The 24,504-nt window shown below is 52.0% G+C and carries 20 protein-coding genes and 1 tRNA gene; 6 read left to right on the forward strand and 15 right to left on the reverse strand.

What is annotated here, in order from left to right; all coding sequences use genetic code 11:
* Positions 1 to 103: 103 nt before the first annotated feature.
* Positions 104 to 1,552: a tRNA uracil 4-sulfurtransferase ThiI gene (gene thiI, locus EOJ37_RS05030; protein ID WP_127958481.1), complete on the forward strand. Its 1,449-nt coding sequence runs from the start codon at positions 104 to 106 to the stop codon at positions 1,550 to 1,552.
* Between the two features lie 67 nt (positions 1,553 to 1,619).
* Here the strand turns inward: thiI and EOJ37_RS05035 are convergent, their stop codons facing one another.
* The 7 genes from EOJ37_RS05035 to EOJ37_RS05065 form a co-directional block, all read right to left on the reverse strand.
* Entirely contained in the window at positions 1,620 to 2,051 is a 432-nt protein-coding gene (locus tag EOJ37_RS05035) for an META domain-containing protein (protein ID WP_127958483.1), read from the reverse strand.
* Positions 2,052 to 2,263: 212 nt separating this feature from the next.
* On the reverse strand, positions 2,264 to 2,893 hold the full coding sequence (locus EOJ37_RS05040; RefSeq protein ID WP_127958485.1) for an ABC-type transport auxiliary lipoprotein family protein: 630 nt from the start codon (positions 2,891 to 2,893) through the stop codon (positions 2,264 to 2,266).
* Positions 2,893 to 3,831 carry an MlaD family protein gene (locus tag EOJ37_RS05045; RefSeq protein WP_127958487.1) on the reverse strand — a complete coding sequence of 313 codons (939 nt, stop codon included), beginning with the start codon at positions 3,829 to 3,831 and terminating at the stop codon, positions 2,893 to 2,895. The genes EOJ37_RS05040 and EOJ37_RS05045 overlap by 1 nt, the downstream gene beginning before the upstream one ends.
* Before the next feature lie 3 nt (positions 3,832 to 3,834).
* Entirely contained in the window at positions 3,835 to 4,635 is an 801-nt protein-coding gene (locus EOJ37_RS05050) for an ABC transporter ATP-binding protein (protein WP_162473659.1), read from the reverse strand.
* A complete protein-coding gene (locus EOJ37_RS05055) occupies positions 4,629 to 5,774 on the reverse strand; it encodes an MlaE family ABC transporter permease (protein WP_127958489.1) in 1,146 nt (381 codons plus the stop codon). The genes EOJ37_RS05050 and EOJ37_RS05055 overlap by 7 nt, the downstream gene beginning before the upstream one ends.
* Before the next feature lie 379 nt (positions 5,775 to 6,153).
* The gene (gene tmaR / locus EOJ37_RS05060) at positions 6,154 to 6,471 is read right to left on the reverse strand and encodes a PTS system regulator TmaR (protein WP_127958491.1); all 318 of its coding nucleotides are present in this window, start codon (positions 6,469 to 6,471) and stop codon (positions 6,154 to 6,156) included.
* A 112-nt stretch (positions 6,472 to 6,583) separates the two neighbouring features.
* Positions 6,584 to 7,888, reverse strand: a complete 1,305-nt coding sequence (locus EOJ37_RS05065; protein ID WP_127958493.1) for an NAD(P)/FAD-dependent oxidoreductase — start codon at positions 7,886 to 7,888, stop codon at positions 6,584 to 6,586.
* A gap of 448 nt (positions 7,889 to 8,336) precedes the next feature.
* On the opposite strand from EOJ37_RS05065, the gene tssI reads away from it, so the two are divergent.
* Together tssI and EOJ37_RS05080 are read left to right on the forward strand one after the other, a co-directional pair.
* Complete coding sequence (tssI, locus tag EOJ37_RS05070; protein ID WP_420820617.1) at positions 8,337 to 11,105, forward strand: type VI secretion system tip protein TssI/VgrG; 2,769 nt, start codon at positions 8,337 to 8,339, stop codon at positions 11,103 to 11,105.
* The gene (locus tag EOJ37_RS05080) at positions 11,102 to 11,581 is read left to right on the forward strand and encodes a hypothetical protein (RefSeq protein ID WP_127958495.1); all 480 of its coding nucleotides are present in this window, start codon (positions 11,102 to 11,104) and stop codon (positions 11,579 to 11,581) included. Before tssI ends, EOJ37_RS05080 begins: the two co-directional genes overlap by 4 nt.
* 308 nt (positions 11,582 to 11,889) lie before the next feature.
* Here the strand turns inward: EOJ37_RS05080 and menE are convergent, their stop codons facing one another.
* From menE to gntU, 7 genes are all read right to left on the reverse strand, one after another.
* Positions 11,890 to 13,287, reverse strand: a complete 1,398-nt coding sequence (gene menE / locus EOJ37_RS05085) for an o-succinylbenzoate--CoA ligase (RefSeq protein ID WP_127958496.1) — start codon at positions 13,285 to 13,287, stop codon at positions 11,890 to 11,892.
* Positions 13,275 to 14,258 carry an o-succinylbenzoate synthase gene (gene menC, locus EOJ37_RS05090; protein ID WP_420820618.1) on the reverse strand — a complete coding sequence of 328 codons (984 nt, stop codon included), beginning with the start codon at positions 14,256 to 14,258 and terminating at the stop codon, positions 13,275 to 13,277. Before menC ends, menE begins: the two co-directional genes overlap by 13 nt.
* Positions 14,258 to 15,115 carry a 1,4-dihydroxy-2-naphthoyl-CoA synthase gene (gene menB / locus EOJ37_RS05095; RefSeq protein WP_127958500.1) on the reverse strand — a complete coding sequence of 286 codons (858 nt, stop codon included), beginning with the start codon at positions 15,113 to 15,115 and terminating at the stop codon, positions 14,258 to 14,260. The genes menC and menB overlap by 1 nt, the downstream gene beginning before the upstream one ends.
* Positions 15,099 to 15,899 (reverse strand): 2-succinyl-6-hydroxy-2,4-cyclohexadiene-1-carboxylate synthase, encoded by an 801-nt coding sequence (gene menH / locus EOJ37_RS05100; protein ID WP_127958502.1) that lies wholly within the window; start codon positions 15,897 to 15,899, stop codon positions 15,099 to 15,101. The genes menB and menH overlap by 17 nt, the downstream gene beginning before the upstream one ends.
* Positions 15,893 to 17,572, reverse strand: a complete 1,680-nt coding sequence (menD, locus tag EOJ37_RS05105; protein WP_127958504.1) for a 2-succinyl-5-enolpyruvyl-6-hydroxy-3-cyclohexene-1-carboxylic-acid synthase — start codon at positions 17,570 to 17,572, stop codon at positions 15,893 to 15,895. Before menD ends, menH begins: the two co-directional genes overlap by 7 nt.
* Before the next feature lie 141 nt (positions 17,573 to 17,713).
* The gene (locus EOJ37_RS05110; protein ID WP_206194024.1) at positions 17,714 to 18,745 is read right to left on the reverse strand and encodes a substrate-binding domain-containing protein; all 1,032 of its coding nucleotides are present in this window, start codon (positions 18,743 to 18,745) and stop codon (positions 17,714 to 17,716) included.
* Positions 18,746 to 19,030: 285 nt separating this feature from the next.
* Positions 19,031 to 20,371: a gluconate transporter gene (gntU, locus tag EOJ37_RS05115; RefSeq protein WP_127958508.1), complete on the reverse strand. Its 1,341-nt coding sequence runs from the start codon at positions 20,369 to 20,371 to the stop codon at positions 19,031 to 19,033.
* 245 nt (positions 20,372 to 20,616) lie between these two features.
* On the opposite strand from gntU, the gene EOJ37_RS05120 reads away from it, so the two are divergent.
* From EOJ37_RS05120 to EOJ37_RS05130, 3 genes are all read left to right on the forward strand, one after another.
* Entirely contained in the window at positions 20,617 to 21,126 is a 510-nt protein-coding gene (locus tag EOJ37_RS05120) for a gluconokinase (RefSeq protein WP_127958510.1), read from the forward strand.
* Positions 21,126 to 22,919, forward strand: a complete 1,794-nt coding sequence (edd, locus tag EOJ37_RS05125) for a phosphogluconate dehydratase (protein ID WP_206194025.1) — start codon at positions 21,126 to 21,128, stop codon at positions 22,917 to 22,919. Before EOJ37_RS05120 ends, edd begins: the two co-directional genes overlap by 1 nt.
* A gap of 256 nt (positions 22,920 to 23,175) precedes the next feature.
* Positions 23,176 to 23,251, forward strand: a tRNA-Phe gene (locus EOJ37_RS05130).
* A gap of 267 nt (positions 23,252 to 23,518) precedes the next feature.
* Here the strand turns inward: EOJ37_RS05130 and EOJ37_RS05135 are convergent.
* On the reverse strand, positions 23,519 to 24,502 hold the full coding sequence (locus tag EOJ37_RS05135) for a tyrosine-type recombinase/integrase (RefSeq protein ID WP_127958515.1): 984 nt from the start codon (positions 24,500 to 24,502) through the stop codon (positions 23,519 to 23,521).
* Positions 24,503 to 24,504 lie beyond the last annotated feature (2 nt).

Consider the following 24,504-nt stretch of genomic DNA (forward strand, 5'->3'; position numbering starts at 1 on the left):
TTATTAACAAACAGTAGCCCTCTCACGCTGTAAACAGAGTTGCCGGAAAGCAAACAGATCTTTTTCTTTTATTTATCATTGACACCAAAAAATCAAAACTACCATGAAGTTTATCGTTAAATTATTCCCCGAAATCACCATTAAGAGCCAATCGGTGCGTTTGCGCTTCATTAAGATCCTGACTACCAATATCCGTAATATCTTGAAGCCACACGATGAAACGCTGGCAGTCGTGCGTCATTGGGATTATATCGAAGTGCGCAGCAAGAATGAGAGCCTACGTCCGATGTTGGCCGAAGCGCTGACGCGTATTCCAGGTATTCACCACATTCTTGAGGTCGAAGATCGCCACTATGTCGATCTGGATGATATTTTTCAGCAAACACTGGCCGCCTATCAGCAGCAGTTGATTGGTAAGAGTTTTTGTGTGCGTGTCAAACGGCGCGGCCAGCATAGTTTCAATTCACAGGATGTCGAGCGCTATGTCGGCGGCGGTTTGAATCAACATATCGCCAGTGCGCGCGTTAAGTTGGAGCAGCCGGATATTACCGTGAACCTACAGATTGAGGATGATCGTCTGTTGTTGGTTAAAAACCGCCTTACTGGACTTGGTGGCTACCCGATCGGTACTCAGGAAGATGTGTTGTCGCTGATCTCCGGCGGCTTCGATTCCGGTGTATCGAGCTTTATGTTAATGCGTCGCGGTTGCCGTGTTCACTACTGCTTTTTCAATCTTGGCGGTGCTGCGCATGAAATTGGCGTTAAACAGGTTGCGCACTATCTGTGGAACCGTTTTGGCAGCTCACACAAAGTACGCTTTATCGCGGTCGACTTTGCTCCAGTCGTCACCGAGATCTTGGAGAAAGTCGATGATGGTCAAATGGGGGTGGTACTGAAGCGCATGATGGTGCGTGCCGCATCACTGCTGGCTGAGCGTTATGGTATCGAGGCGTTAGTGACCGGTGAGGCTCTGGGGCAGGTCTCCAGCCAGACGCTAACCAACTTGCGTCTGATTGATAACGCCAGTGATACGCTGATCTTAAGACCGCTAATCTCGCATGACAAAGAGCAGATCATCAAAATCGCGCGTGAAATTGGCACTGAGGATTTCGCCAAAACCATGCCTGAGTACTGCGGTGTGATCTCCAAAAGCCCGACAGTGAAAGCGGTAAAAGCGCGTATTGAGGCAGAAGAGTCACTTGTTGACGTTGCCATTTTAAATCGTGTGGTGCGCGAGGCCTGTAATGTTGATATTCGCACCATTGCCGAACTGGCAGCAGAGCAAGTGCAGGAAGTTGAGACGGTAAGCGAGGTTGGCAACAATCAGGTGATCCTCGATATCCGCACATTGGATGAGCAGGAGCAGCAGCCACTGCAACTGGCGCAAATCGAGGTGAAATCACTGCCGTTCTATAAATTGGGTAACCAGTTTAGTGAACTGGATCAGCAGAAAACCTATCTGCTTTACTGCAATCGTGGTGTGATGAGCCGTCTACAGGCGCTCTATCTGCTGGAACAGGGCTATCACAACGTTAAGGTTTATCGTCACTGATAACCTAGGTTACCCTGCACCGGAATGGGGAGCGAGTCGGCTCCCCTGAATACAAGGTCAATTAACATCAGGCACCAGAGACACGCTCGACCAGTGATGTGGTGAGATCAGAACGGATGCGGCTACAGACTTTTGAGATGCGGAATTGATAGGCTGGATCCATGATTTGATGGATCGAGTCACTCACCTTGTCGCGCACACTGATGTATAACTTGGCTTCGCTGACAATCTGCTCCAGCTCTTCACTGCGCTGCTGGTAACGTTTGGCATTGATCTGCCGTAGCGCATTGAGTTCCCTGACACAGCTCTGCATCACACCATCACTGCCAATCGATGCCATTGCTTCTGAAGAGGGCGCGCTTAACATGCCACCGGTAGGTTTCGAGGCGGCTGATGCCGATGTCTGAGTTGTTGCTGGCGCTTTGCCGCTCTCATTGGCGCTCTGGCACCCTGCCAGCAACAGACAACTGAATGTGGCTACCGCTACTATTTTTTTCATTACTCAAAAACTCCGGGAAGCAAGGGAATGGCGCGATTTACCGCTGTGAGAGAGCCTTGTGTAGCATAAAATAATCAGTAGCTGCTTGACAAGACTTATCATCGCGCAGTATCCGCACAAGTCAGCACAATCTGTGCCATCTTAACCGCCTATCCAGTTGGGCCACGTTAATCGCCAATTGATCAACCGCGTGAACATTACACCACAACCGATTAATTCCTCACCTGTTGTGTTGTCCAGTTAACCATGCTTGCTGCTAGCTGATCGCTTGCGTTGCCAAACGCTTTTACCACCAGTTGCATGTTTCGCCCTTCGATCGGTTGACGCACCACAAAACTGCGGCTGGCAACCACTCGGCGATCAGAGACGCGCAGGATGCGCGCATCGAAACGGATCACCACCTCGCCCTGCTTGCCTTGATAGATGCTCTGGAACGATGTCAGATCCCCACCAAGCTCATAGTCAGCCTGAAGATTATCTTCATCACTGCTTACCGAGCGGAAATAGCCATGAGCACGAAACTCCTGGATCAAACGGTTACGTAGTAGCGCTGGTGTTGGATCACTCCAGCGAGCACCACTGTAAACAGTGATCTCTGAGCCTTGTGGCTGTACCGCAATTCTGGCTCCAGCCAAGAACTGGCTGGTATTCGGCTGGGCGATACGGAGTGAACGGTTAAGCGGTTTCGTTGCCGTTGCCGTTGCCACGCCCGGTTTAGCGGGTAACAGATAAACTTGTGACACTGGGCTTTCCGGTATGATGGTACAACCGGCCAGAATCATCACCAGCAGCAACGGCAGGTAGCGACGCCAACTGTTCGCCATCAGATTGAAGTAACGCATTATGGGGTAAACTCCTTAGTTCGCTCACGGCCTCTTAACAGTGCTGAGGGATTCTCTTCCAAACGATTGACTGCGGCGCGCAGCGCAACCAGTGTGCGGCGCAACTCATCCACCGCTGGGCCAAAATCTTTAAATCCTTGTATGCCACTGTTCAATGATTCCTGGTTGTCGCGTAGTAGCCGGTTGAGAATGGCACTGCTTTTTTCCAGCGATGCCATGGTGTTGGTTGCCGAACCGACCAACTGTCTGCCCTGCCCTTGTAGTAACCTGTTGGCATTGCTCATCAACTGACTGGTCTGTAGCAACGTCTCGTTGCCCTGTTTAGTGACCACGACCAGTTGCTGCAAAATGGTGCGGATGTCTTCATGCTGTTCGGCAATGGTATCGGTGATCTTATCCAGATTTTCCAGGGTATTGGTCAACCGCTGTTGGTTGGTTGGCGTTAAAACCTGATTGAGCCGGATCAATACCTCGTTAATATTAGTCACAATGTCTTCACCATTACTAATAAATTGGCTCAACGGTGAAGGCGTGGCGATGATCACCGGGATTTGGTTGTTCACGCCGCGCAGCAGCGGGCTGCCCTCACCACCACCGATCAGTTGAATATTCGAGGTGCCGGTAATACCCGCTACCGCCAAACGTGCCTGAGTATCCTGACGAATAGGTGCCGAAGCAGAGACTCGAATGCGCGCCCATACGCGGCTGGGTACTTCACGATCTAACCGCAACTGCACCACTTCACCAATGCGGATACCGCTGTAATTGACGGTGCTGCCCTGTGACAATCCACTCACCGGTTCATTAAATACGATATCAACCAATTTAAACTCACGGTCACTGCCAGAGTTGGTTAACCACAGGCTGAACATCAGCACGGCGCTGAAAATTAGCACGCTAAACAGCCCAATCAACACATGGTGAGCTCGGGTCTCCATCGATTATTTCCTCTCAGGTATATTGGTAACGGCCTGCTGTGCTGCTCTGCCTCGTGGGCCATGAAAATAGTCCTGGATCCAGCGATCATCAGTTGCTGCCACAACATCCAGCGAATCGACCACCAGCACCCGCTTTTGTGATAACACCGCCACGCGGTCACAGATGGTGTAAAGCGTGTCAAGATCATGAGTGACCAGAAATACCGTCAACCCCAGTGCATCACGCAAAGTAAGAATCAGGTTATCAAACGCGGCTGCGCCGATGGGATCTAACCCGGCTGTCGGTTCATCGAGAAACAGAATTTCCGGATCGAGTGCCAACGCTCTGGCTAACGCCGCACGTTTCACCATGCCGCCAGAGAGCGAGGCCGGATACTTGCTCCCCGCATTGGCCGGTAAGCCCGCCAATGCCAGCTTGACCTGTGCCAGCGCTTCGGCTTCACTACGTGGCAAGCCTACATACTCAATCAACGGCAGAGCGACATTTTCAGTTACTGTCAATGAACTAAACAACGCACCACGCTGAAACAGCACACCAAACCGCCGCTCCAGCGCTGAACGCCGCGATCCAGTGAGTGCCAGTAGATCCTCACCAAAAACCTCTATCTTCCCTGCATTGGGTCGACGCAAACCAACGATGGTGCGCAGCAGTACCGATTTACCGGTGCCTGAACCACCAACAATGCCGAGTATCTCGCCACGGCGCACATCCAGATCAAGGTTGTCATGCACACACTGTTGACCAAAACAGTTGCGTAACTGACGGATACGAATGATTGACTCTGCCATCTGCTGTTTCACCATCCCATCTCCATAAAGAACAGTGCCGCGACAGCATCAAGCAAGATCACCACAAAAATGGAGTGAACCACACTGGCGGTCGTGTGAATGCCCACTGACTCGGCGCTGCCGGAAACTTTAAATCCTTCCAGACAGCCGATGATCGCGATCAGAAAAGCAAAAATTGGCGCTTTACTCATCCCGACCAGAAAATGCTGAAAGGCATCACTTGACTGCATGATGGAGAGAAACATGGTTGGCGAGATGTCGAGCGTCAGTGCACACACCACCATGCCACCGAAGATGCCACTGATAATGCCAATAAAGGTCAACATCGGCAGTGCCAGCAGGAGCGCCAACACCCGAGGCAACACCAGCAGCTCAACCGGGTTTAGCCCTAATGTCTGGATCGCATCCAGCTCTTCATTGGCCTTCATCAAACCAATCTCGGCCGTAAAAGCACTGGCCGTGCGACCAGCCATCAATATCGCACAGAGAAGTACGGCAAATTCGCGCAGAAACGAGAACACCACAAGGTGAACGGTGAAAATAGTCGCGCCAAAAACACTCAGTACTGTCGACCCCAAAAAGGCGATCACCGCTCCAACCAGAAAGGTGAGCAGCATGATGATTGGCACCGCATTTAAACCAATCTGTTGCAGATTGGCCACCAGCGATGTGACACGCCAGCGCGCAGGCCGTGGCAGCACGCTCAATAACGTCTGTAAGGTCAAGCCAATAAACGCAAGTAGTGCCAACAAATTATGCCAAAAACCTTCTATCGAACGGCCGACAGTCGCCAGCAATTCCAACAGCAATCCCGGTGGTTTTTCACTCGGCGGTGGCGTAAATCCTCGCAATGAATGCGCCACCGTCGCTAATAATACCCGGCGTTCCGGTGCAAGGTGCGGGGCAATTTGCTCCAGCACGGCGACACGCTGTTCACCAAGCAATTTGACCAGTAGCGCAGCTCCTGAGGTATCGAGTGCTTTTAATTGGCTAAAATCGAAGGTTGTCTGTACATCGAGACGCGCAGCTAATTGCGTCACTGCGGGTTCTAGCAAGCGATAGTGAATGAGTGTCCACTCTCCGCTGATCACAACGCGGGTAGGATGAAGCTGTTCACTCCAGGTGAGTAATGTTCCAAGTTGCTGTTGTGTCATAAAAACCGGTTACCTCATGCCAGACAGTTGCGCGGTTTGCTCACTGTTGGCGCTGCTGCTCTGCCTGCATAACGCACGATATTATGTTAACAATCGATCCAATTTACTGATCGGTAATGACGCTCCCTGCTCAGGCTGATGACAATACACCAACGTGCGAGGATATCATCAATAGCCTCTGTAAGTACCATAACATACCACTTTAGGATTATAAAACGAGCAGCTTACTGACTAGTTACTCTATCTATCAACTAGCGTAGCGCTTTTAAGATGGTTTGCTATCCTATCGCTCTCAGGCAATAAGTAACATAACATTTCGCAACGAGGCGTGGGAAAGGGGCGCAGGGCAGGAACAATCGCCCACTCTGCGCAACATCACTTACTTGATCTCACCCATAGCTTTTAACTTGCTGGAGAGATCACGGCGCTCTTTCGACAGCTCGGCATTCTTGATGATGTAGTCGTCAACACGATCTTCATAGTCACTACGCATATTGGCGATAATGTTCTGAATATCCTCAATAGTCATGCCTGGTTTGATATATTGGCTCAGATTATCGAGCAGTAACACACGCTTCTGGTTGTCGCGGATTTTCTTCTCATTATCGACAATTTCACGCTGCAACTTATTTTTACGGCGGAATATACGCACAAACTCCAGGACGTTCTGGAAACTTGGCTTACTTGCATTATCCATACTTACACCTTTGCGTTAGTAGTACACAGATTGTTGATTCACTGACGTTCACCAAGATACCAGTTTGTGGACGGTAGCGCTAATCCGTTAATGTTACCGTCCTACATGACTATCAGTGCATCTTCAATCTTGGCCGGATTACCCGGTTAATGCCACCAACCAGCATCATCAGGCCAGTTTTGGTGTAACCATGTAACGCCACCTGATGCATTCGATACAGTGAGATATAGACTGCACGCGCAATACGCCCCTCAACCATCATTGAACCACGCATCAGGTTGCCCATTAAGCTGCCTACGGTACTAAAACGCGACAGCGATACCAGCGAACCATGATCTTTGTAGACATAGTGCTTCAGCGGCTGATTGTTGATTTGTGCCAAGATATTTTTAAAACACAGCGTCGCCATTTGATGCGCCGACTGCGCACGCGGCGGCACAAAACCCCCCTCTTCACGTGGGCAACTGGCACAATCACCAATAGCAAAAATGTCAGCATCACGTGTCGTCTGTAGCGTTGGCAACACCAGTAACTGGTTGATACGATTGGTTTCCAGCCCGGCAATCTCCTTCATAAAATCAGGAACTTTAATGCCAGCGGCCCAAACCATCAGATCGGCATCAATAAATTCACCGCTCTTAATATTCAAACCATTCTCATTGGCGCTCACCACCATGGTATTGGTCAACACCCGAACCCCAAGTTGTACCAATTCGGAGTGGGCGGCAGCGGAGATACGTGTCGGTAATGCTGGCAAAATACGCTCACCCGCTTCAACCAAGGTGACTTTCAATGCGTGGCTGTCCAGGCCTTCAAATCCGTAGCTATGCAGTTGTTTCACCGCATTATAGAGTTCTGCAGACAACTCGACGCCAGTCGCACCAGCACCGACAATTGCGATGTTAACGCTCTTCTTCTCTGTAGCGTGGGCGGAAAACTTGAGAAACAGGTTCATCATTTCATTATGGAAACGGTGTGCCTGATCTGGGCTATCCAAAAAGATACAGTGCTCTTTGACCCCAGCAGTAGAAAAATCATTTGAAACACTACCCAGCGCCATTACCAGTGTGTCATACGGCAACGTGCGCTCAGGCACCAGTTCATCACCATGCTCATCACAAATTTGCTTAAGTTGAATGGTTTTATTTTCACGGTCGATATTGATTAACGACCCAAGCTGGAAGTGAAAATGGTGATTACGTGCATGGGCAAGGTAGTTGAGAGCATCAACGCCATCATCCAAAGATCCGGTGGCGACTTCATGTAGCAACGGTTTCCACAAGTGGCTATGGTTGCGGTCTACCAGGGTGATATCCGCTTTGTTCCTACGGCCCAATTTGTGCCCTAAACGGGTTGCCAGTTCCAGACCACCAGCGCCCCCACCAACAATAACGATTTTTTTCTTTGGCGTTGTCAAGATGCCCCCAAATGCAAGCAATGATTATCAACAGATCAAAGTGAAAACGCCATCAGGAGCCGCTCTCACCTACAAGTTTGCTACCCAATAGCAGGATAGCACGAGCGGTTATTTGGTCATACCAAATATTGACATACATCAAAATTTTTTTACTGATCGGCACAAAAAAATGGCTTAATGCCCATCCTGGTACTGGTGACTACCGCCTCTCGTTTACGCGCTAACACCGATTATTGCTCTGTAACAGCCAGACACCCTGTATTAAAGCAGGGTGAAAAAACCAGTTTCTTTGCATGTAATTGCGTGATTTAATCCGCAAGCAGTGATTAAGCTATCGTCTAGGCTAGTCTTTTAGCCGTTTCTGTACCGACCATCACTCACCGTGATCAGAAGCACTAAAACCAAGCCATTTACGCGCGTAATCAACGCGAGATCAGGGAATGTGAACATGAGCACTCAACCCAGTGGATTGCAATTTACCCTCAGCGCCGGTGGCCAACCGGCAGGCACCTTCGCGGTGGTCGATTTCACCCTTAACGAACACTACTCCTCGCTGTTTGAACTGGAACTTAACCTCGCCAGCGCCAACCCGGCGGTTGATTTTGATGCCGTGCTTGATCGCGGTGCCACACTCTCGGTCTGGCGTGACGGCGTGCTACAACGCGCGGTTTCCGGCATCGTCACCTGCTTTCAACAGGGTGACACCGGCTTCCAGCAAACCCGCTACCGCATGTCCGTGCGCCCCAGCCTGTGGCGCTTGGGCTTGCGCCGCAACTCACGTATCTTCCAGCTTGAAACCATCGAACAGATCATCAGCAAGCTGCTGCGTGAAGCACAAATCGTCGACTACGCCTTCGGTCTGCGCCACCCGCACCCGGCGCGCGAATTCTGCGTGCAGTACCAAGAGACCGACCTTGAGTTTATCCAGCGCCTAACCGCCGAAGAGGGCATCTTCTACTATTTTGAGTTCAACCAAGGCCGCCATACCGTAGTGTTTGCCGATGACTGCGGCATCATCCGGAAAAAAACCAGCCTGCCGTACAACCCGAACGTCGCCGCACAAGCGCAAGAGCTGTGTGTCAACAGCTTTATCTGTAGCGCCCAAGTGCGCCCCGCCGTGGTACAAATGAAGGATTACACCTTCAAAAACCCGCGCTGGGATGCGACATTCAGCCAACAAGCCAGCGGTGAAATCGCTCAGCGTCGTAGTTACCAACAGTTTGATTTTCCTGGTCGCTTCAAAGATCAGCAGCACGGCAAAGATTTCACCCGCTACCGGCTGGAGGCGCTGCGCAACGACGCCCGTTTGGGGCGCGGCCACAGCAACGACTTCCGCCTGCAACCCGGCATTCTCCTGACGCTGAGCCAGCACCCGCGCGCCGACCTGAACTGCGCCTGGCAACTGATCGCCACCCGCCACAGCGGCCAACAGCCGCAAGCCATGGAACAAGAAGCCGGCGAGCAAGGCACCCACCTGAATACCGAGTTCCAATTTATCCCGCGTAGCCAAACCTGGCGGCCAACGCCACTGCCGAAACCGGTCATCGACGGGCCACATCTGGCCAACGTGGTTGGCCCCGGCAACGAAGAGATCTTCTGCGATGAACATGGCCGCATCCGCGTGCAGTTCCGTTGGGATCGCTACGGCAACAACGACGACCACAGCTCATGCTGGATCCGCGTCAGCCAACCGTGGGCAGGACAAGGCTGGGGCATGATCGCCATCCCGCGCGTTGGCCAGGAAGTGGTGATCCACTTCCTGCACGGCGACCCGGATCAACCGATCGTCACCGGCCGCACCTATCACGCGGTCAACCGCGCCGCGCTGAAACTGCCGATGGCGAAGACCCAGATGGTATTGCGCAGCAAAACCCACAAAGGCGAAGGCTACAACGAACTGCGTTTTGAAGATGCCAAAGGCAGGGAAAGCCTATTCCTGCGTGCCCAGCGCGACATGACCACCCAAGTGCGCAACAACCGAGTGACTGAAGTCGGCGCTAACCACATCGAAACGGTGCGACAAAATCAGCAGATTGAAATTGGCCAACATTATCACTTCACCGCGCACGGCAACCACACCCTGACGGTTCAGGGCGATCAACACACCGAGATCAACGGCCAACAGCAACGCACGGTACAACAGGTGCTGGAACTGGCCTCGGCGCGCGGCATTCGGCTGGAGAGCGGCGCATCGGCACTGGAACTGCACGCCGATGGGCGTATCAGCCTACACGGCAAAAACTTCAACCTCTACGCCACACACAACGGCCAGATCACCGCCAGCCAAGCGCTCGATCTCAACGATGAACAGCAGCTTGCCGAAGCCAGCCAATGGATAAAAAATGCGTTGATTGGCCAGCCATTAACGGTCGAAACCGGCACCAATATCACAGCGGAAGCGGCTGCCACGGCAAGCACCGCAGCGGACGGCGAGCACAACCGCACTGAACCGGCACTGAGCACACTCAACAGCGCAGCGGTGGGTCGATTACTGGCCGCCGGTGCGCTGTATCACCAAAACCCAGAGACCTTTGCCACTATCGCCGAACAGTTGGGCGGCGAAGCGCTCAGTGCCTATCATAACGACTACCAAGACCCGCGTTCGAAAGAGTTAATCGGCCAGCTCTCAACCTTGGCCGATTTTGTCCCGGTGGTTGGTGATATTAAGGGCTTTGCTGAAGCGGAAGACACACTCGATTTTCTCGCCGCCGCTATCGGGGTGATCCCAGTCGTCGGCGACGCCGCTGGCAACGCGCTGAAAGCAGCGAAACAAGCACTGAAAAAAGGCGATGTCGCCGGGGCGTCGAAGTTGGTTAATCAGGCCAGCAATCAGATCTCGGAATATCTACCTGCTCCTGGGAAAATATCAAGTTCTGGTATTGGGGCTAGTGCTCCATTTACGGTTAATAAAGCCCAGGTAGGTAAAAAACTTGGAAAGCATGTTGAGGATTTCGGTGGCAACCCCTCGAATCCAGAGGATAGACAGCGAGTATTAGATGTTATAAATAACATTGGCTCCAATCCGGATAAAACTGTTCCAGGAAAATTTTCCGGTCAGGGAATTGGTGGTGGAGCTAGTCGTGGAGATGTATTTTTTAGAATAAAAGGTAATGATGTGGTCGTGACTAAACCTAATGGTAGCTTTATCACTATTCTTAAGGATGGCGTGAGGAACAATACCTCAGTAAACAATGCACTAAGAGGGAACCCACAATGACCCGCTTTAAAAATGAACATGCAGAAATTATAAAATCGATTATAGGTGAAAGTCTATTGGGTATTAATGGGTTGATTTACTGGCTTGAAGAACCCGATCTCATTCATCCGCAACAGATACAATTTACTTTTTCCAGGGCACAAACTAAGATTAGTTTTCGTTGTGGGATGGATGGTTCAACACTTGAGTTTACTGATATAGAAATGCAAGAAAGTGATCTTGGAGAATATGGAAGAGAAGTAATTATGAATATTTCTTACACCCCCCATTTTCAACAGTACCTTGGTCAGGTGTTGTCAGGTTTTTTTGCAATTTACTCTGCGACTGAAAATTCGATTATTGGAATGAAGCTTTGCTTTAAAAATCAGATTAATTTAATTATCTTGAATACAGGCGATGAGATAAGTATTTTTGATTCTCTATCATTACAGTACGAGAAAGAAGAGAGGATAACTTATATTGATGTCACTATTTGATTTTTATATGAGTTAATTTAGTGCTACACGGTGAGTTTATCGGCTGTGTCACAGGCTATATGTATACTGAAGTTTTTCTAGGCTTACCGACAGGAACCCGGCTACATTTACCACTATCGCCGAACAGTTGGGCGGTGAGGCGCTAAGCACTTATCATGCTGATTACCAAGACCCGCGCTCTCAGAAGGTCATCAGCCAGCTCTCAATCTTGGCCGATTTTGTCCTGGTGGTCGGTGATATTAAAGGCTTTGCCGAAGCGGAAGACACGTTCGATTTTCTCGCTGCCGCGACTGCTGTGATGTTGATGGTCAATCCATCCGCGAGCCTAGCGCTAACTGCGTGGCAGCCCACTGCTGCACTCGATAGCGTGCGATTTTGAGTGTACCGTTTCGCAATTCAGCCGGTAGCGGTAACAACGCAATCGGGCGCTGAAAGTTCGTCAACCGTGACTGTGCCCAGTGCAGTAGTCCAGCCAGTGATAGCTCACCTTGCCACTCGGCCACGGCCACCGGCCGCTGACCAAATTCGATATCATTCACCGGCACGATGATCACCTGTCGGATTTGCGGATGTGCTGCCAATTCACGTTCAATCATCTCCGGTTGTACTCCCTCTGCGCCAGAAAAGAACAGATTGTCCAGACGTCCTAACAGACTCAACTCGCTGTGAACCAAACTGCCGCGATCTCGGCTATGGAACCAGCCTTGGCGATCTACCATCGGGCGCAACTGCCCCTGTTTCCAATACCCCGCAGCCAAACTGGCTGAACGGATCCACACCTCTTGATCAACCAGACGCAGTTGATAGCCAGCCAGTGGTTCACCGACACTCGCGTGTGCATCCGCACGTTTCATGCACACAGTAGAGGCCAGCTCAGTTAGCCCATAACCACACCAACAGGCAATACCGCGCTGTTCAGCTTGCTGTGTTAATTCAAGCGGGATCTGTGCTCCTCCCAATAGCACCTGCTTTAAACCAGGTACGGCTGACGGTTGTGCAAGTAGACGCCATAACTGCGTTGGCACCAATGAAGCATGACTACAGCCCGCTAACGCCGTCAACAAGGGTTGCCGTTGACGCAACACCAGTTGCGCGCCCACCGATAGCCAACGCCAGATAATTGCTTGGCCAGAAATATGGAACAGCGGTAACGATAGCAGCCAACGATCGTCCGCTTGAAAGGTGAACCGTTGTAGCACAGCATCGGCACTGCGTAGGTGTGCGTGATAACTATGCGCTGCTGCCTTAGGCAAACCGACCGAACCAGAGGTCAGTGTCAGTGTTGCTAGACGTGTAGGCTGCCACTCAAGCTGTGCGATAGTCGAGCATCCAGCTGGCTCCATCGATAGCCGGGTGACCGTTGCAGGTAGCGTTGATGGTGTCTCGATGGCAACAACCGCAGTGATCGGTAAATCCTGCCACAGCGCGTTGAGTATCGAGCCAGGCAATTCCGGGTTGAGCGGTAGTACCAGAGCACCACACTGTAACAGCGCCAGATAGGCCAATAACTGTGTGTAGCTATTGTGACCATGTAGCGCAATCACCTGGCCAGGCTCGACCCGCTGCTGATAAAAGCCTGTAGCCAGTCGATCAATCTGCTGCTGTAAGCTCAGCCAACTGACTGGCTGCTGTTGATCGAGTAATGCGGTTGCTTGTGGGCGTTGTGCTGCCCAGTAGCGCCAGGGCCAATCGGTTAACGCTGCCATACCAATTCCAGGCTGTCAGTTTGCCAAAGCGGTAATTCACTGCCCGGCCACGCACGCAGCAGTTGTGCCTGCATCAGATCCAGCGTATCCAGCCCCGGAACGGTGCCGGGCGTTAGCCAGTGCGCTAACCGCGCTAACTGGGTTAGCCCCAAGCTTGATTCGAGACTGGAACTGATCACCGCCACCAACCCTGCCTGTTGTGCCTGTGTGATCAGTTCACCACAGCGCGCCAAACTTCCCACCAGCGTAGGTTTAATCACCAGTGCTGCTACGCCCGGCTCCGCTGCCACCACAAAATCAGCCTCTCGCACGCTCTCATCCCAGGCAATCGCGATACCGCTGGCTTGGGCAAACTGGCGCGATTCGTCGCGCGTCTGGCACGGTTCTTCGAGAAAAGCGATGCGGTCTCGCCATTGTGGATTGATATACTTGGCAAAGGCATCCGCTTTAGCGCGTGTCCAACTGCGGTTAGCATCCAGTCGCAATCTCAGATCAGGCAGTGCTTCCAGCAGCAAGTTGACCACGATGCCATCACGCACCGCTTCGTACAGCCCAACTTTCACTTTGGCCACTTTTTCACCCGGTAACGCAGCCAAGCGAGCAAACAGTTCGTCCGGATCCCCACTGCACAGTGGTGCTTTGCGGTGATCCGCCGCCAGCGGCAACTCACCCGCCAGTTCGGCCAGCGCACAACTGCTGCCAAATGCCACCGAAGGCCAGGCTGTCGCTGGCTCTGATGCTCCCGCCAACCAATCCGCTAGCCAAACTAACGTGGCACTCTGCGCCTGCTCCAGGGTTTCATGGCTAAATTCTGGCAGCGGAGCGATCTCCCCCCACCCCTGCTGTTCACCTTGGCGTAGCTGGAGTAGTAATCCGGTTCGGGTTTTCAGGCGCTGATGGCGCAATACCACACCGGCCTCCATCGGCAATTGATAGCGGTAGAGCACTGCTTGGCGCGTTGGGTTGGTCATCATGGGTTACGTTTGAATTTGCTAAAGTCTGGTTGGCGTTTTTGATTAAACGCATTGCGCCCTTCCTGCCCCTCTTCGGTCATGTAGAACAGCATCGTCGCGTTACCGGCTAACTCCTGTAATCCTGCCTGACCATCGCAATCGGCATTCAGTGCTGCTTTCAAACAGCGCAGTGCCATTGGGCTGTTCTGCAACATTTCGCGACACCAGCGCACTGTCTCACGCTCTAGCTGTGCCAACGGAACCACGCAATTCACCAGCCCCATATCCAGTGCAGCAGCAGCATCATACTGGCGGCATAAGAACCAGATCTCACGCGCCTTCTTTTGCCCGACAATACGTGCCATGTAGGATGCGCCCCAGCCCCCATCGAACGAGCCAACTTTCGGCCCTGTTTGACCAAAAACAGCGTTATCCGCCGCGATAGTCAGATCACACATCATATGCAGTACATGCCCGCCACCAATCGCATAACCGGCTACCATCGCCACTACTGGTTTTGGACAGGTGCGGATCTGACGCTGAAAGTCGAGCACATTCAGGTGATGGGTGCCACGCTGATCCAGATAGCCACCGTAATCACCTCGTACTTTCTGATCCCCCCCTGAACAGAACGCTTGTTCACCCGCACCGGTCAAAATGATGGTGCCGATCTGCTCGTCATAACGTGCATCGGCCAGCGCTTCGAGCATCTCTTTTACTGTATGTGGCCGGAAGGCATTACGAACCTGTGGACGATTAATGGTAATTTTGGCAATGCCATCCGCCGATTTGTGGTACAGGATATCGTCAAAATTGGTGCCAGATGGTTGCCACTCAATCGCGGCATACAGTTGTTGTTCATTCGGGTACAGCATGTTTGCTTCCTATCTCATCAAAAAAGGTCTCTAACAGCGCAGTAAAAGCCGCCGGATTGCTCAGATGCACATTGTGCCCAGCCGCCGCTACAGAGCACAATGGTAATTTAGCCTGCTGTGCCAATGCCAAAAATTTGGCGTCCTGCGCACCGCATATCAGCCGTAGTGGCCGTGTGAGCTGTCGCAGTTTCGGCACTAACCAGGGTTGCCGCCCCAATGAGGTGGCTTCCAGCATGTCAGCGACTGCTGCCCCGTGATTTTTCAACCGGCTAGCAATTAACTGTTGCCGTTGTGCTACAGTCAGCGAGGCGAAAACCGCCTGTTGGTACCAGTGTGGCAACAGTTGCGAGAGCGGCTGAGAACGGAAACGTTGCGCCCAGTCGGCATCATGTTGGCAACGCTGCTGGCGCAATTGCGGTTGTGCGATCCCCGGGTGCCCACCTTCAACCACCAGCCCCAGCAGCCCGGCAGACTGCCCGTGACAGGCATGATACATGGCGATACGTCCACCCAGCGAATAACCAATTAACCAATAGCGCTCAATTCGGTGCTGTCTGAGTGTCGCCAGTAACTGTTGGCTAACATCGTCAAAGCCGTGGCAACGTTGTGTCACTGAGCCGCCGTGGCCAGGGAGATCAACCGCCAGCGAGGGCCAATCAGCAAAACGGGCAGCGATGGGCTGCCATTCGCGGCTATTACCAAGCAGACCATGTAGCCAGACTAGCCAAGGTTGCCCTGCGGCAATCGGCTGCCCTGCGCGCTGCCATACTTGAGCCGCTAACATTGGCCTGACGCCAGCAGATTCACCAACTGACGCAAGCTCTCTGCCCCTTCGCTCGCAGCGACCGTCACTTCAATCAAGCTTGCCCCCTGATGCTGCCAGCCCTGTTCAACCGCCTGCTCAAGTTGGCACCAGTTTTCCACTCGCGCATATTGCAGGTGAAACATTGCCGCCGCGTGGCTAAATTCAATATGTTGAGGCATACAGAAAAAACGTTGACGCTGTGCCTCTGGTGTCGGCAGCAAAGAAAAGATCTGTCCACCATTGTTGTTGATCACCAATAACAGCAACGGTGTGGTGCAGTCGCGCAGCAGTGCCAGTGCATTCAGATCGTACAATGCCGAGAGATCACCGATGATCACCAGTGTCGGTTTCTGGTTGGCGCGTTGTACACCGGCAGCAGTAGAAATCAGCCCATCAATACCACTGGCTCCGCGATTGCTGAACACCGGGTAGCCGACGGGTAACTGAGCCAATGCATCAATGAGTCTGACAATCAGACTATTACCAACAAAAAGTTGCCCCTGTTCGGCCAATAACTGTGGTAATCGTTGTGCTAACTGTGCTTCACCAAACTGTTCGGCAACATGGTTAGCAGCCAGTTTGGCACTCTTGCTGGCTAACTCAGTAAGCCCGCTCGCCCAAGCAGGCTGGGATTGTGGCGGATGCAATGCCAACCACTGCGCAATGTCGGCACAGATGCGTCGGCCTCGGTGGTGTGCCGGATCAAGCCGTCCCGGTAGCGGGTCGATCAGCCAATACTCTGCCGGTTGGCAAGTTGCCTGCCACTGTAATAAGCGTTTTCCGGTCAAGCGGCTGCCGACTTGTAGCACCAGTTCAGCTTGTGACAACCATTTGCCTGCTTGTGGGTGTGCCAGCCAGAGATCTGCACACGGCAGTGGTTGCCCGGTCTGTGAAAGCAGATCGCCAATCAGTGGCCAACCCAGTGTTGCAGCCCAATTAGCCAGCAGTTCACCCTCGTACGGTTTTAAGCGACCGGCAATCACTACGCCACGTTTTTGCCGCCATACTGGCCAATCCAGTTCAGCACTGATTGGTTGTGCCACAGACTCCAGTAACCAGGGACGATGCTGTTGCCACCAGTCCCCCAACGCTGCTGACCATTCGGCATATTGCTGCTGATCACCACCATAGAGCGGTTCGGCAAACGGGCAGTTAATATGCAAGCCACCGTGTGATAGCTGAGCCATAGCACTATCAAGCACCGAAACTAACCAGCGTGCAGGGATCTCTGGGCTGGGGCGCGGTAACTCAATAGTCTGTTTAGCATGGCTGGCATACAGCCCAGTTTGGCGAATCGCTTGGTTAGCACCACAATCAATCAGCTCTACTGGGCGATCAGCGGTTAACAGCACTAAACGTTCACCGGTTAATCCGGCTTCGATCAAGGCCGGATAGAGATTGGCAGCCGCTGTGCCAGAAGTGACAATGATTGCAACTGGCTCGGCAGAGGCTTTGGCTAGCCCCAACGCTAAATGCGCCAATCCGCGCTCATCAAAATGGGTGTGGCAGATAAATTTGCGACTGTCAGCCGCAGCCAGTGTCAACGGTGCAGAGCGCGAACCAGGGGCGATGCAAACATGTCGTACCCCATGACGCGCCAACGCCTCTAACAGCAACGCTGCCCAGCGACGATTGAAAACACTTGTAGACATGATTGGCTCACAAATCGTTAAACAAAATTCCTTTCAGCTTCCGAATCGGGCCCAGGAAACAGCCCAATCCGCTGCGCTGCATTATAGCTGCACATTGGCTTAGCACTTTGCGCTGGCGCAAAGTGAGATAACTTATTGCTGTTAAATCAAAGCAGCAGATTGCTCAACAACTTCGCTGCCCAGACTCTGGCCAAAATCAAGCGAGAAACCGACATCTTTGTGCCACTCCGCCACTGCTTGCCCCGAGAGACGAGCCAGCAACATGCTGGCAGCCATGCGTCCGATAGTTTCACGAGGTGTTACGATAGTGGCCAGTTTGGGTGTCAATGCCTGGCCAATGTCCAAGGCATTGCTACCGGCAATCGCTATCTGCTGTGGCACCGCAATCGATCTGGCCTGACAACGCAATAACGCCCCAACCGCCAAATCGTCATTGGTGCAGAATATGCCATCCAACTCTGGGTAACGTGCCAGTGCCGCCTCCAACAACTCGCCGCCTAGGGTAAAAGTGGATGACTGCTCGGTCAACAGATGCCGACCAGACAAACCATTATCCTGCATTGCCTGGTAATAGCCCTCCATCCGCAACTGGGTGCGTCTATCCAGCCGCGCACCGAGATAAATCACCTGGCGTCGGCCACGGCGTAACATTTCTGTCACCATCGCGCGCGCCGCTGCCTGGTGATCCATGCCGACCACCATGTCGATCGGATCCTGCGGCAGATCCATCGTCTCCACCACCGGAATTGCTGCGGTGGCGATCATCTTGCGTGTCCGCGCGGTATGTTGACTCTCTGCCAGGATCAGTCCATCAACATGGTAAGAGAGCAGCGCGGCGATCTGCTGTTCCTCGCGTTGCGGGCTATAGCCGTAATGCGCCAGTAGCGTCTGATAACCCGCCGGCTCAGTCACCGACTCAATACCTTGGATAAGGGCAGAAAATACTTGATTAGACAGCGATGGGATCAAGATACCAATCGCCTTACTGGTGGCGTTAGAGAGAATGTCTGGCACGCGATTGGGAATATAACCCAGTTGTTCTACGACCTGTGCAATCCGTGCCCGGGTCGCTTCAGCAACAGTGAGCGGATCACGCAGGTAGCGACTCACCGTCATTTTGGTAACACCGGTTTGATCGGCAATATCTTGTAGCGTTGGTCTGCGTTTGCGTATCGCGTTCATCTCTATATCCTGGCTGAATGTTACTTGTAACATTACCCGGTTGGGTGGAAAAAGTCAGCAGGCGCGATCTGACCACATGATGATCAGATGCAGTTCTACACCCGTTCCTTAGACGACAATACGCTAATGAGGCCACTTTACCTGTATGCTGCTCAAAACCAGATGCAGCTCAACAACCCTATCTGGTTGAACCACTATCGATGCAGTTCAACCACTGTCGAGCGCTCAACAACTCTTGTGCTGATCCACTGAACTGCCGAATCTCACATCAAGCTGCTAGAGGAAGCTGTAGATCACCATCGCCACTATTCCACCGGTAGTGCCAATGATCGTCTCCATCACAGTCCAAGTCTGCAATGTCTGTTTCTCTGAAAGCCCTAAATAACGGTTAGCTAACCAGAAACCGGAATCATTGACATGCGACAGCACGATAGCACCTCCACCAATTGCGATCGTCACTGCCGCCAGTTGTGCACCACTCAAACCGAGCGGTGTCAACATTGGCAGAACTAACCCACACGCAGTTAACATCGCCACTGTCGCCGAACCTTGGATCACACGGACTGCTGCTGCCAGAATGAACGCCAGCGCCACAATCGGCAAACCTGAATCGGCCAGCATATTGCCCAGCGCAGCACCTACCCCAGAATCGACCAGCACCTGCTTGAATACCCCGCCCGCACCGGTAACCAGAATAATCACACCGGCTGGCTGTAGTGCGCTGTTACAGACATTCATCACCTGTTCACGCGACATACCGCGACGAATACCGAGCAGATAGAACGCCGCCAAGCAGGCAACCATAATCGCCGTGAACGGGTGACCAATAAATCCTAACCAGTTATGCAAGTTAGAACCCTGCTCAACAAAACGGCTAACAATGGTCTTCAATCCTATCATCAGCAGCGGTAAACCAATCAGGCCCATCGCCAAACCAAACGAAGGCAACGGTTTGCTCTGGTCATGCACGCTAGTTTGTGCCTCGGCAGGCAGTGGTACATCAACAAATTTGCTGATAAAAGTACCAAACAGCGGCCCTGCCAAGATCATCGCCGGGATCGCTGCCATCAGCCCGAACAAAATCATGTAACCGAAATCGGCACCCAATTCAGAAGCCACCAGGATCGGCCCTGGTGCAGGGATCAAAAATGCTTGGCAAGTGGCAATACCGGCCAACAGTGCAATACCAATTTTGACCACACCGCCACCACCGCGTCGCACAATCGCGAACGCCACCCCAATCAACAACACCACCGCGACATCAAAAAACAGCGGTAATGCGCAGACAAAGCCGGTAAGTGTGATCGCCCAGTTGGCACGCTTGACACCAAAGCGCCCCAGCAGCGTGTGTGCCACACGATCCAGCGCCCCAGTCACTTCCATCACCTTGCCAAACATTGCCCCTAATGCCACCACCACAGCAACAAAACCCAAGGTTCCGCCCATTCCCTTTTGGATAGTACTGGCAATATTGGCCGGACTCATACCAGCGGCCAATCCCGCCACCATAGAAACTAAAATTAGTGAAACAACGGCGTGCAGACGTGCCTTCATCACCAGGAAAAGCAGCAGCACAATCGAACCTGCTGCGGTCATGATCAAAGAGAGGTCAGACATAGGTATATATTCCTTCAATCTCCCCGCAATAATGGCATGGCAGGGGCTATTTTTAAGCAATGTCTGCCAGAGTGCTGATTGCTACTCTGGGCAGTCATATCGGAGTTCAGTCTGTGGCAGAGTTCACACTTTCAAGCTTCGTGCTTTCACAACCGACCACGTTACCGGTAACATGTTACCGGTAACGTGGTGGATTAACAGTCTTGAACAGCGCGTTTTTTGCAAAATGAGACAGAGGTCAAATTATGGCGGGGAAATGCATTATTGTTATGGGCGTGTGCGGTAGCGGCAAATCGAGTATTGGCTTGAGTGTTGCGCAAAAACTGGGGGCTAAGTTTATTGACGGTGATGATCTGCACCCAAAAGCCAATATCCAGAAAATGGCTGCTGGTAACCCGCTTAATGATCAGGATCGTGCGCCCTGGCTGGAGCGGATCCGTGATGCCGCTTACAGTCTTGAACAGAAAAATGAGGTGGGTGTTATCGTCTGTTCAGCACTAAAACGTCAATATCGTGATCAGATCCGTGAAGGCAATCAATCAGTCTGTTTTCTGTTTATGGATGGTGATCAGCCGTTGATCCTGAAACGAATGCGCGCACGTAAAGGCCATTTCATGCGTGAAAACATGGTGCAAAGTCAATTTGATACCTTAGAGCGCCCAGATGGCGAAGCCGGTGTCTTTCGGGTAGATATCGATGGCAGCTTTAACCAAGTGGTCGATCGGGCACTGGCAGCACTGGAGCAGGCGCCATGATCAACCCTGATATCTCTGCAATCACTGAACGGATCCGCCAGCGCAGCCAGCAGCGGCGTCAGGCTTTTCTTGCCCGCATCCAGCAACAAGCCGAGCAAGGGAAAACCCGTGCAACATTGGCCTGTGGTAATCTGGCTCATGCCGTTGCTGCCTGTAGCAGTGACGACAAGCGGCGCATCCTTGATATGACGCGCGCCAATGTCGCGATTGTTACCGCCTACAACGATATGCTCAGCGCCCATCAGCCCTACCAACATTATCCAGATCAAATCAAACAGGCGTTAAGTGAACTCGGGCATAGCGCACAGGTAGCCGGTGGTGTACCGGCAATGTGTGATGGCATCACCCAGGGACAACCCGGCATGGATATGTCGTTGTTCTCACGTGATTTGATTGCACAAGCAACCGCAGTTTCGCTCTCGCACAACACCTTTGATGCCACGCTGCTGCTCGGTGTCTGCGACAAAATCGCACCAGGGCAGATTATGGGGGCACTCTCCCATGCTCACTTGCCCACTGCATTTGTGCCGGTAGGCCCAATGAGCAGCGGTATCAGTAATGATGAAAAGGTCAAAGTACGCCAAGGTTACTCAGCGGGCAAATTAGGGCGCGATGCACTACTGGAGATGGAGTGTAACGCCTACCACGCACCTGGCACCTGCACCTTCTACGGCACTGCCAACACCAATCAATTGGTGTTTGAAGCGATGGGTCTGATGTTACCAGGCTCAGCTTTTGTCGCGCCAGACAGCGAACTGCGCCAAGCGCTAAACGCAGAGGCCGCTCGCCGCATCAGTGCGATGATCCCCGGTGCCCCAGCCTACCGCCCTTTAAGTAGCGTGTTAGATGAGCGCTCACTGGTCAACGGCCTGGTTGCGCTGCTCGCCTCTGGCGGGAGTACTAATCACAGCATTCACATGGTGGCAGTAGCGAAAATGGCTGGTTTACTAATAACTTGGGATGACATTAACGACCTCTCAGAGGTCGTACCGCTACTGGTGCGCATGTACCCCAACGGTTCCGCCGATGTTAACGCCTTCGAACAGGCTGGTAGCGTTCCTGGATTGATGCGCCGTTTGGCTGAACAGCAGTTGATCCACATGGATGCACTGCCGGTCTTTGGTAGCATGGCGGATTATCTGACTCGACCAACGCTACAACAGGGAAAACTAATATGGCAAGCGGTAGGTGAGAGCCAAGATCCAAGCGTACTGGCGACCAGCGGTCAATACTTTCAAGCTACCGGCGGCACTCGCCTACTGACAGGTAATCTTGGCCGTGCGGTGGTCAAAGTTTCTGCTGTTGCCACGGAATACCGCACCATTGAAGCGCCAGCACGCATCTTTTCCTGCCAACATGCAGTCGAAGCGGCTTATCAAGCTGGAGAGCTTAATCAGGATGTGGTGATTGTCGTGCGTCACAATGGTCCGGCTGCGAACGGAATGCCTGAACTACATAAGCTGATGCCAATATTGGGCAACTTGCAAAATGCTGGTCACCGGGTCGCACTGGTCACCGATGGGCGTCTCTCTGGGGCATCCGGCAAGATCCTGGCAGCCATTCATGTCACACCGGAAGCACTGCATGGCGGCACCATTGGACTGCTACAAGATGGCGACCTACTGCGTATCGATGCAGAAACAGGAAGTATCGATTGCCTGAGTAATTTGAGTGGTCGTGCGCAGGCTGACATCGATCTCACGCAACAACAGCAGAGTTGGGGACGTGAACTGTTTAATGTGATGCGCCGAACCATCTCCAGCGCTGAGTGTGGTGCCACTATTTTTGATTAAAGCCAATAATCGCCGATTAACTCACACTGCCGACAACCGGTAGCACGCGTTGTCGGTGGTTAACACGCTAGCCTAACAACCAGCTAAAAGCCCCCCGACCTGACACCGTTTTGCTGAAATTGGCACTAAAACAGAGCGACTTACCGTCGCAGCAATAACATAACCAGATACACTGCCTGAAAAGAAGACAACTAAATCCACTAACAGTAAAAACTGTTTGACGCCCTGCGGCAAATGGGGTTTAATGCGCGTCGTTGCCCGGATAGCTCAGTCGGTAGAGCAGGGGATTGAAAATCCCCGTGTCCTTGGTTCGATTCCGAGTCCGGGCACCATCATCTTTTCCTGCATCAAAGCACGCTGGTTAAGAGATGAGAGCCTTAACGGGTGGTTAATACTGGCATCGTCCATTTTGTCCTCTGGCATTGCTGTTTAAAAGTGGTTTTCTTAATCGTTGTGATTTTAAATAGTTCTGTGCTGGTTGATAATACGTTCGACTGCCAAAAATAGGGAACCTGCTGGTAACAGGATCCCTATTCTCATGTCAAGTCAATAATCATCATCCCAGTCAACTAGACTTATGTCAAGGGATGAAGGGTTTTTTATCTCTTTTTATCGGTATAAATCGCCAATTCCGATTCTAATGTCTTCCCGACGATTTTCATATCTAACTCTACATACTCCATTGTGGTGCTGACACAACAGTGTCCCAGCAGATTTTTCACCAGTTGCAAATTACGATCGGGCGACTTCATTAAATCTGTGGCCAAGGTATGGCGAAAACGATGTGGTGACACCTCAAAACCACACATCTTGGAAAGTCGATTGAAAAATGAACGTACTTTCTGCCGAGCATGTTCAACATCCCACTCGACTTGCTGATTGAGCACCACGCGATCGACATCAAACAGAAAGTCATTGGCCGTCGCTCCGACAGATTCAGCCTGTGCCATCAATCGCTGCAAACGTGATTTTAGTACCGTCACAATCGGCACTCGCCATTCTCGGCGAGTTTTACTCCCTTCCAGACACAGATCCAAGTACCCTTCAAGGAGATTCACATCACGTAAACGGATATGCAAAAGTTGATTAAATCGTATACCGGTGTAACGCAACATATCAAGCACTGTCAGCCAATACCAAGCTGGATAAAGGGCATTACGTCCGCCGCGTTGTCCCTGACCTTTGCCTTCCGCCTCTTCACATTGCTCCATCAACAGATAAATTTTGAGCATCTGTGTTCGCGTCAAGGTTTTCTTTTTCTTTTTGTCACGTGGAACATTGCATTGGTTAAAGGGATTTTTACCCGCAGGCAATAACTCATGCTCCAGCGCATGGTTATATAGCGCCCGCAGGTGTGCCATTTTATTGTTCCATGTCTGCGATGATCGTTTCTTATCATTCAGCAGATGACGCCGCCAGCGCAACACTTGTTGATGGCTGATCCGTGCCGGTGGCACACCTTCATCCAGATAGTCAACAAACCCCTTAACGACTTTACGGTAGCTCTGCTCTGAAATAGCTTTAAGTCGGCGCGCGAGAAAATATTCTTCCAAGAGTTCATCCCAAGTGATTTCATTGCACATAT

Source organism: Serratia microhaemolytica, assembly GCF_004011885.1.
In the GTDB taxonomy this organism is placed as follows: Bacteria; Pseudomonadota; Gammaproteobacteria; order Enterobacterales; family Enterobacteriaceae; genus Serratia_G; species Serratia_G microhaemolytica.

Bases quoted from the DNA above. Each gene is read 5' to 3' on its own strand.
- menC (WP_420820618.1), bottom strand. From the start codon at position 14,258: ATGACCAACCCAACGCGCCAAGCAGTGCTCTACCGCTATCAATTGCCG.
- menH (WP_127958502.1), bottom strand. From the start codon at position 15,899: ATGTTAGCGGCTCAAGTATGGCAGCGCGCAGGGCAGCCGATTGCCGCA.
- EOJ37_RS05045 (WP_127958487.1), bottom strand. From the start codon at position 3,831: ATGGAGACCCGAGCTCACCATGTGTTGATTGGGCTGTTTAGCGTGCTA.
- menE (WP_127958496.1), bottom strand. From the start codon at position 13,287: ATGGCAGCGTTAACCGATTGGCCCTGGCGCTACTGGGCAGCACAACGC.
- menB (WP_127958500.1), bottom strand. From the start codon at position 15,115: ATGCTGTACCCGAATGAACAACAACTGTATGCCGCGATTGAGTGGCAA.
- tssI (WP_420820617.1), top strand. From the start codon at position 8,337: ATGAGCACTCAACCCAGTGGATTGCAATTTACCCTCAGCGCCGGTGGC.
- EOJ37_RS05055 (WP_127958489.1), bottom strand. From the start codon at position 5,774: ATGACACAACAGCAACTTGGAACATTACTCACCTGGAGTGAACAGCTT.
- EOJ37_RS05050 (WP_162473659.1), bottom strand. From the start codon at position 4,635: ATGGTGAAACAGCAGATGGCAGAGTCAATCATTCGTATCCGTCAGTTA.
- thiI (WP_127958481.1), top strand. From the start codon at position 104: ATGAAGTTTATCGTTAAATTATTCCCCGAAATCACCATTAAGAGCCAA.
- EOJ37_RS05080 (WP_127958495.1), top strand. From the start codon at position 11,102: ATGACCCGCTTTAAAAATGAACATGCAGAAATTATAAAATCGATTATA.
- EOJ37_RS05135 (WP_127958515.1), bottom strand. From the start codon at position 24,502: ATGTGCAATGAAATCACTTGGGATGAACTCTTGGAAGAATATTTTCTC.
- menD (WP_127958504.1), bottom strand. From the start codon at position 17,572: ATGTCTACAAGTGTTTTCAATCGTCGCTGGGCAGCGTTGCTGTTAGAG.
- EOJ37_RS05040 (WP_127958485.1), bottom strand. From the start codon at position 2,893: ATGCGTTACTTCAATCTGATGGCGAACAGTTGGCGTCGCTACCTGCCG.
- EOJ37_RS05120 (WP_127958510.1), top strand. From the start codon at position 20,617: ATGGCGGGGAAATGCATTATTGTTATGGGCGTGTGCGGTAGCGGCAAA.
- tmaR (WP_127958491.1), bottom strand. From the start codon at position 6,471: ATGGATAATGCAAGTAAGCCAAGTTTCCAGAACGTCCTGGAGTTTGTG.
- gntU (WP_127958508.1), bottom strand. From the start codon at position 20,371: ATGTCTGACCTCTCTTTGATCATGACCGCAGCAGGTTCGATTGTGCTG.
- EOJ37_RS05035 (WP_127958483.1), bottom strand. From the start codon at position 2,051: ATGAAAAAAATAGTAGCGGTAGCCACATTCAGTTGTCTGTTGCTGGCA.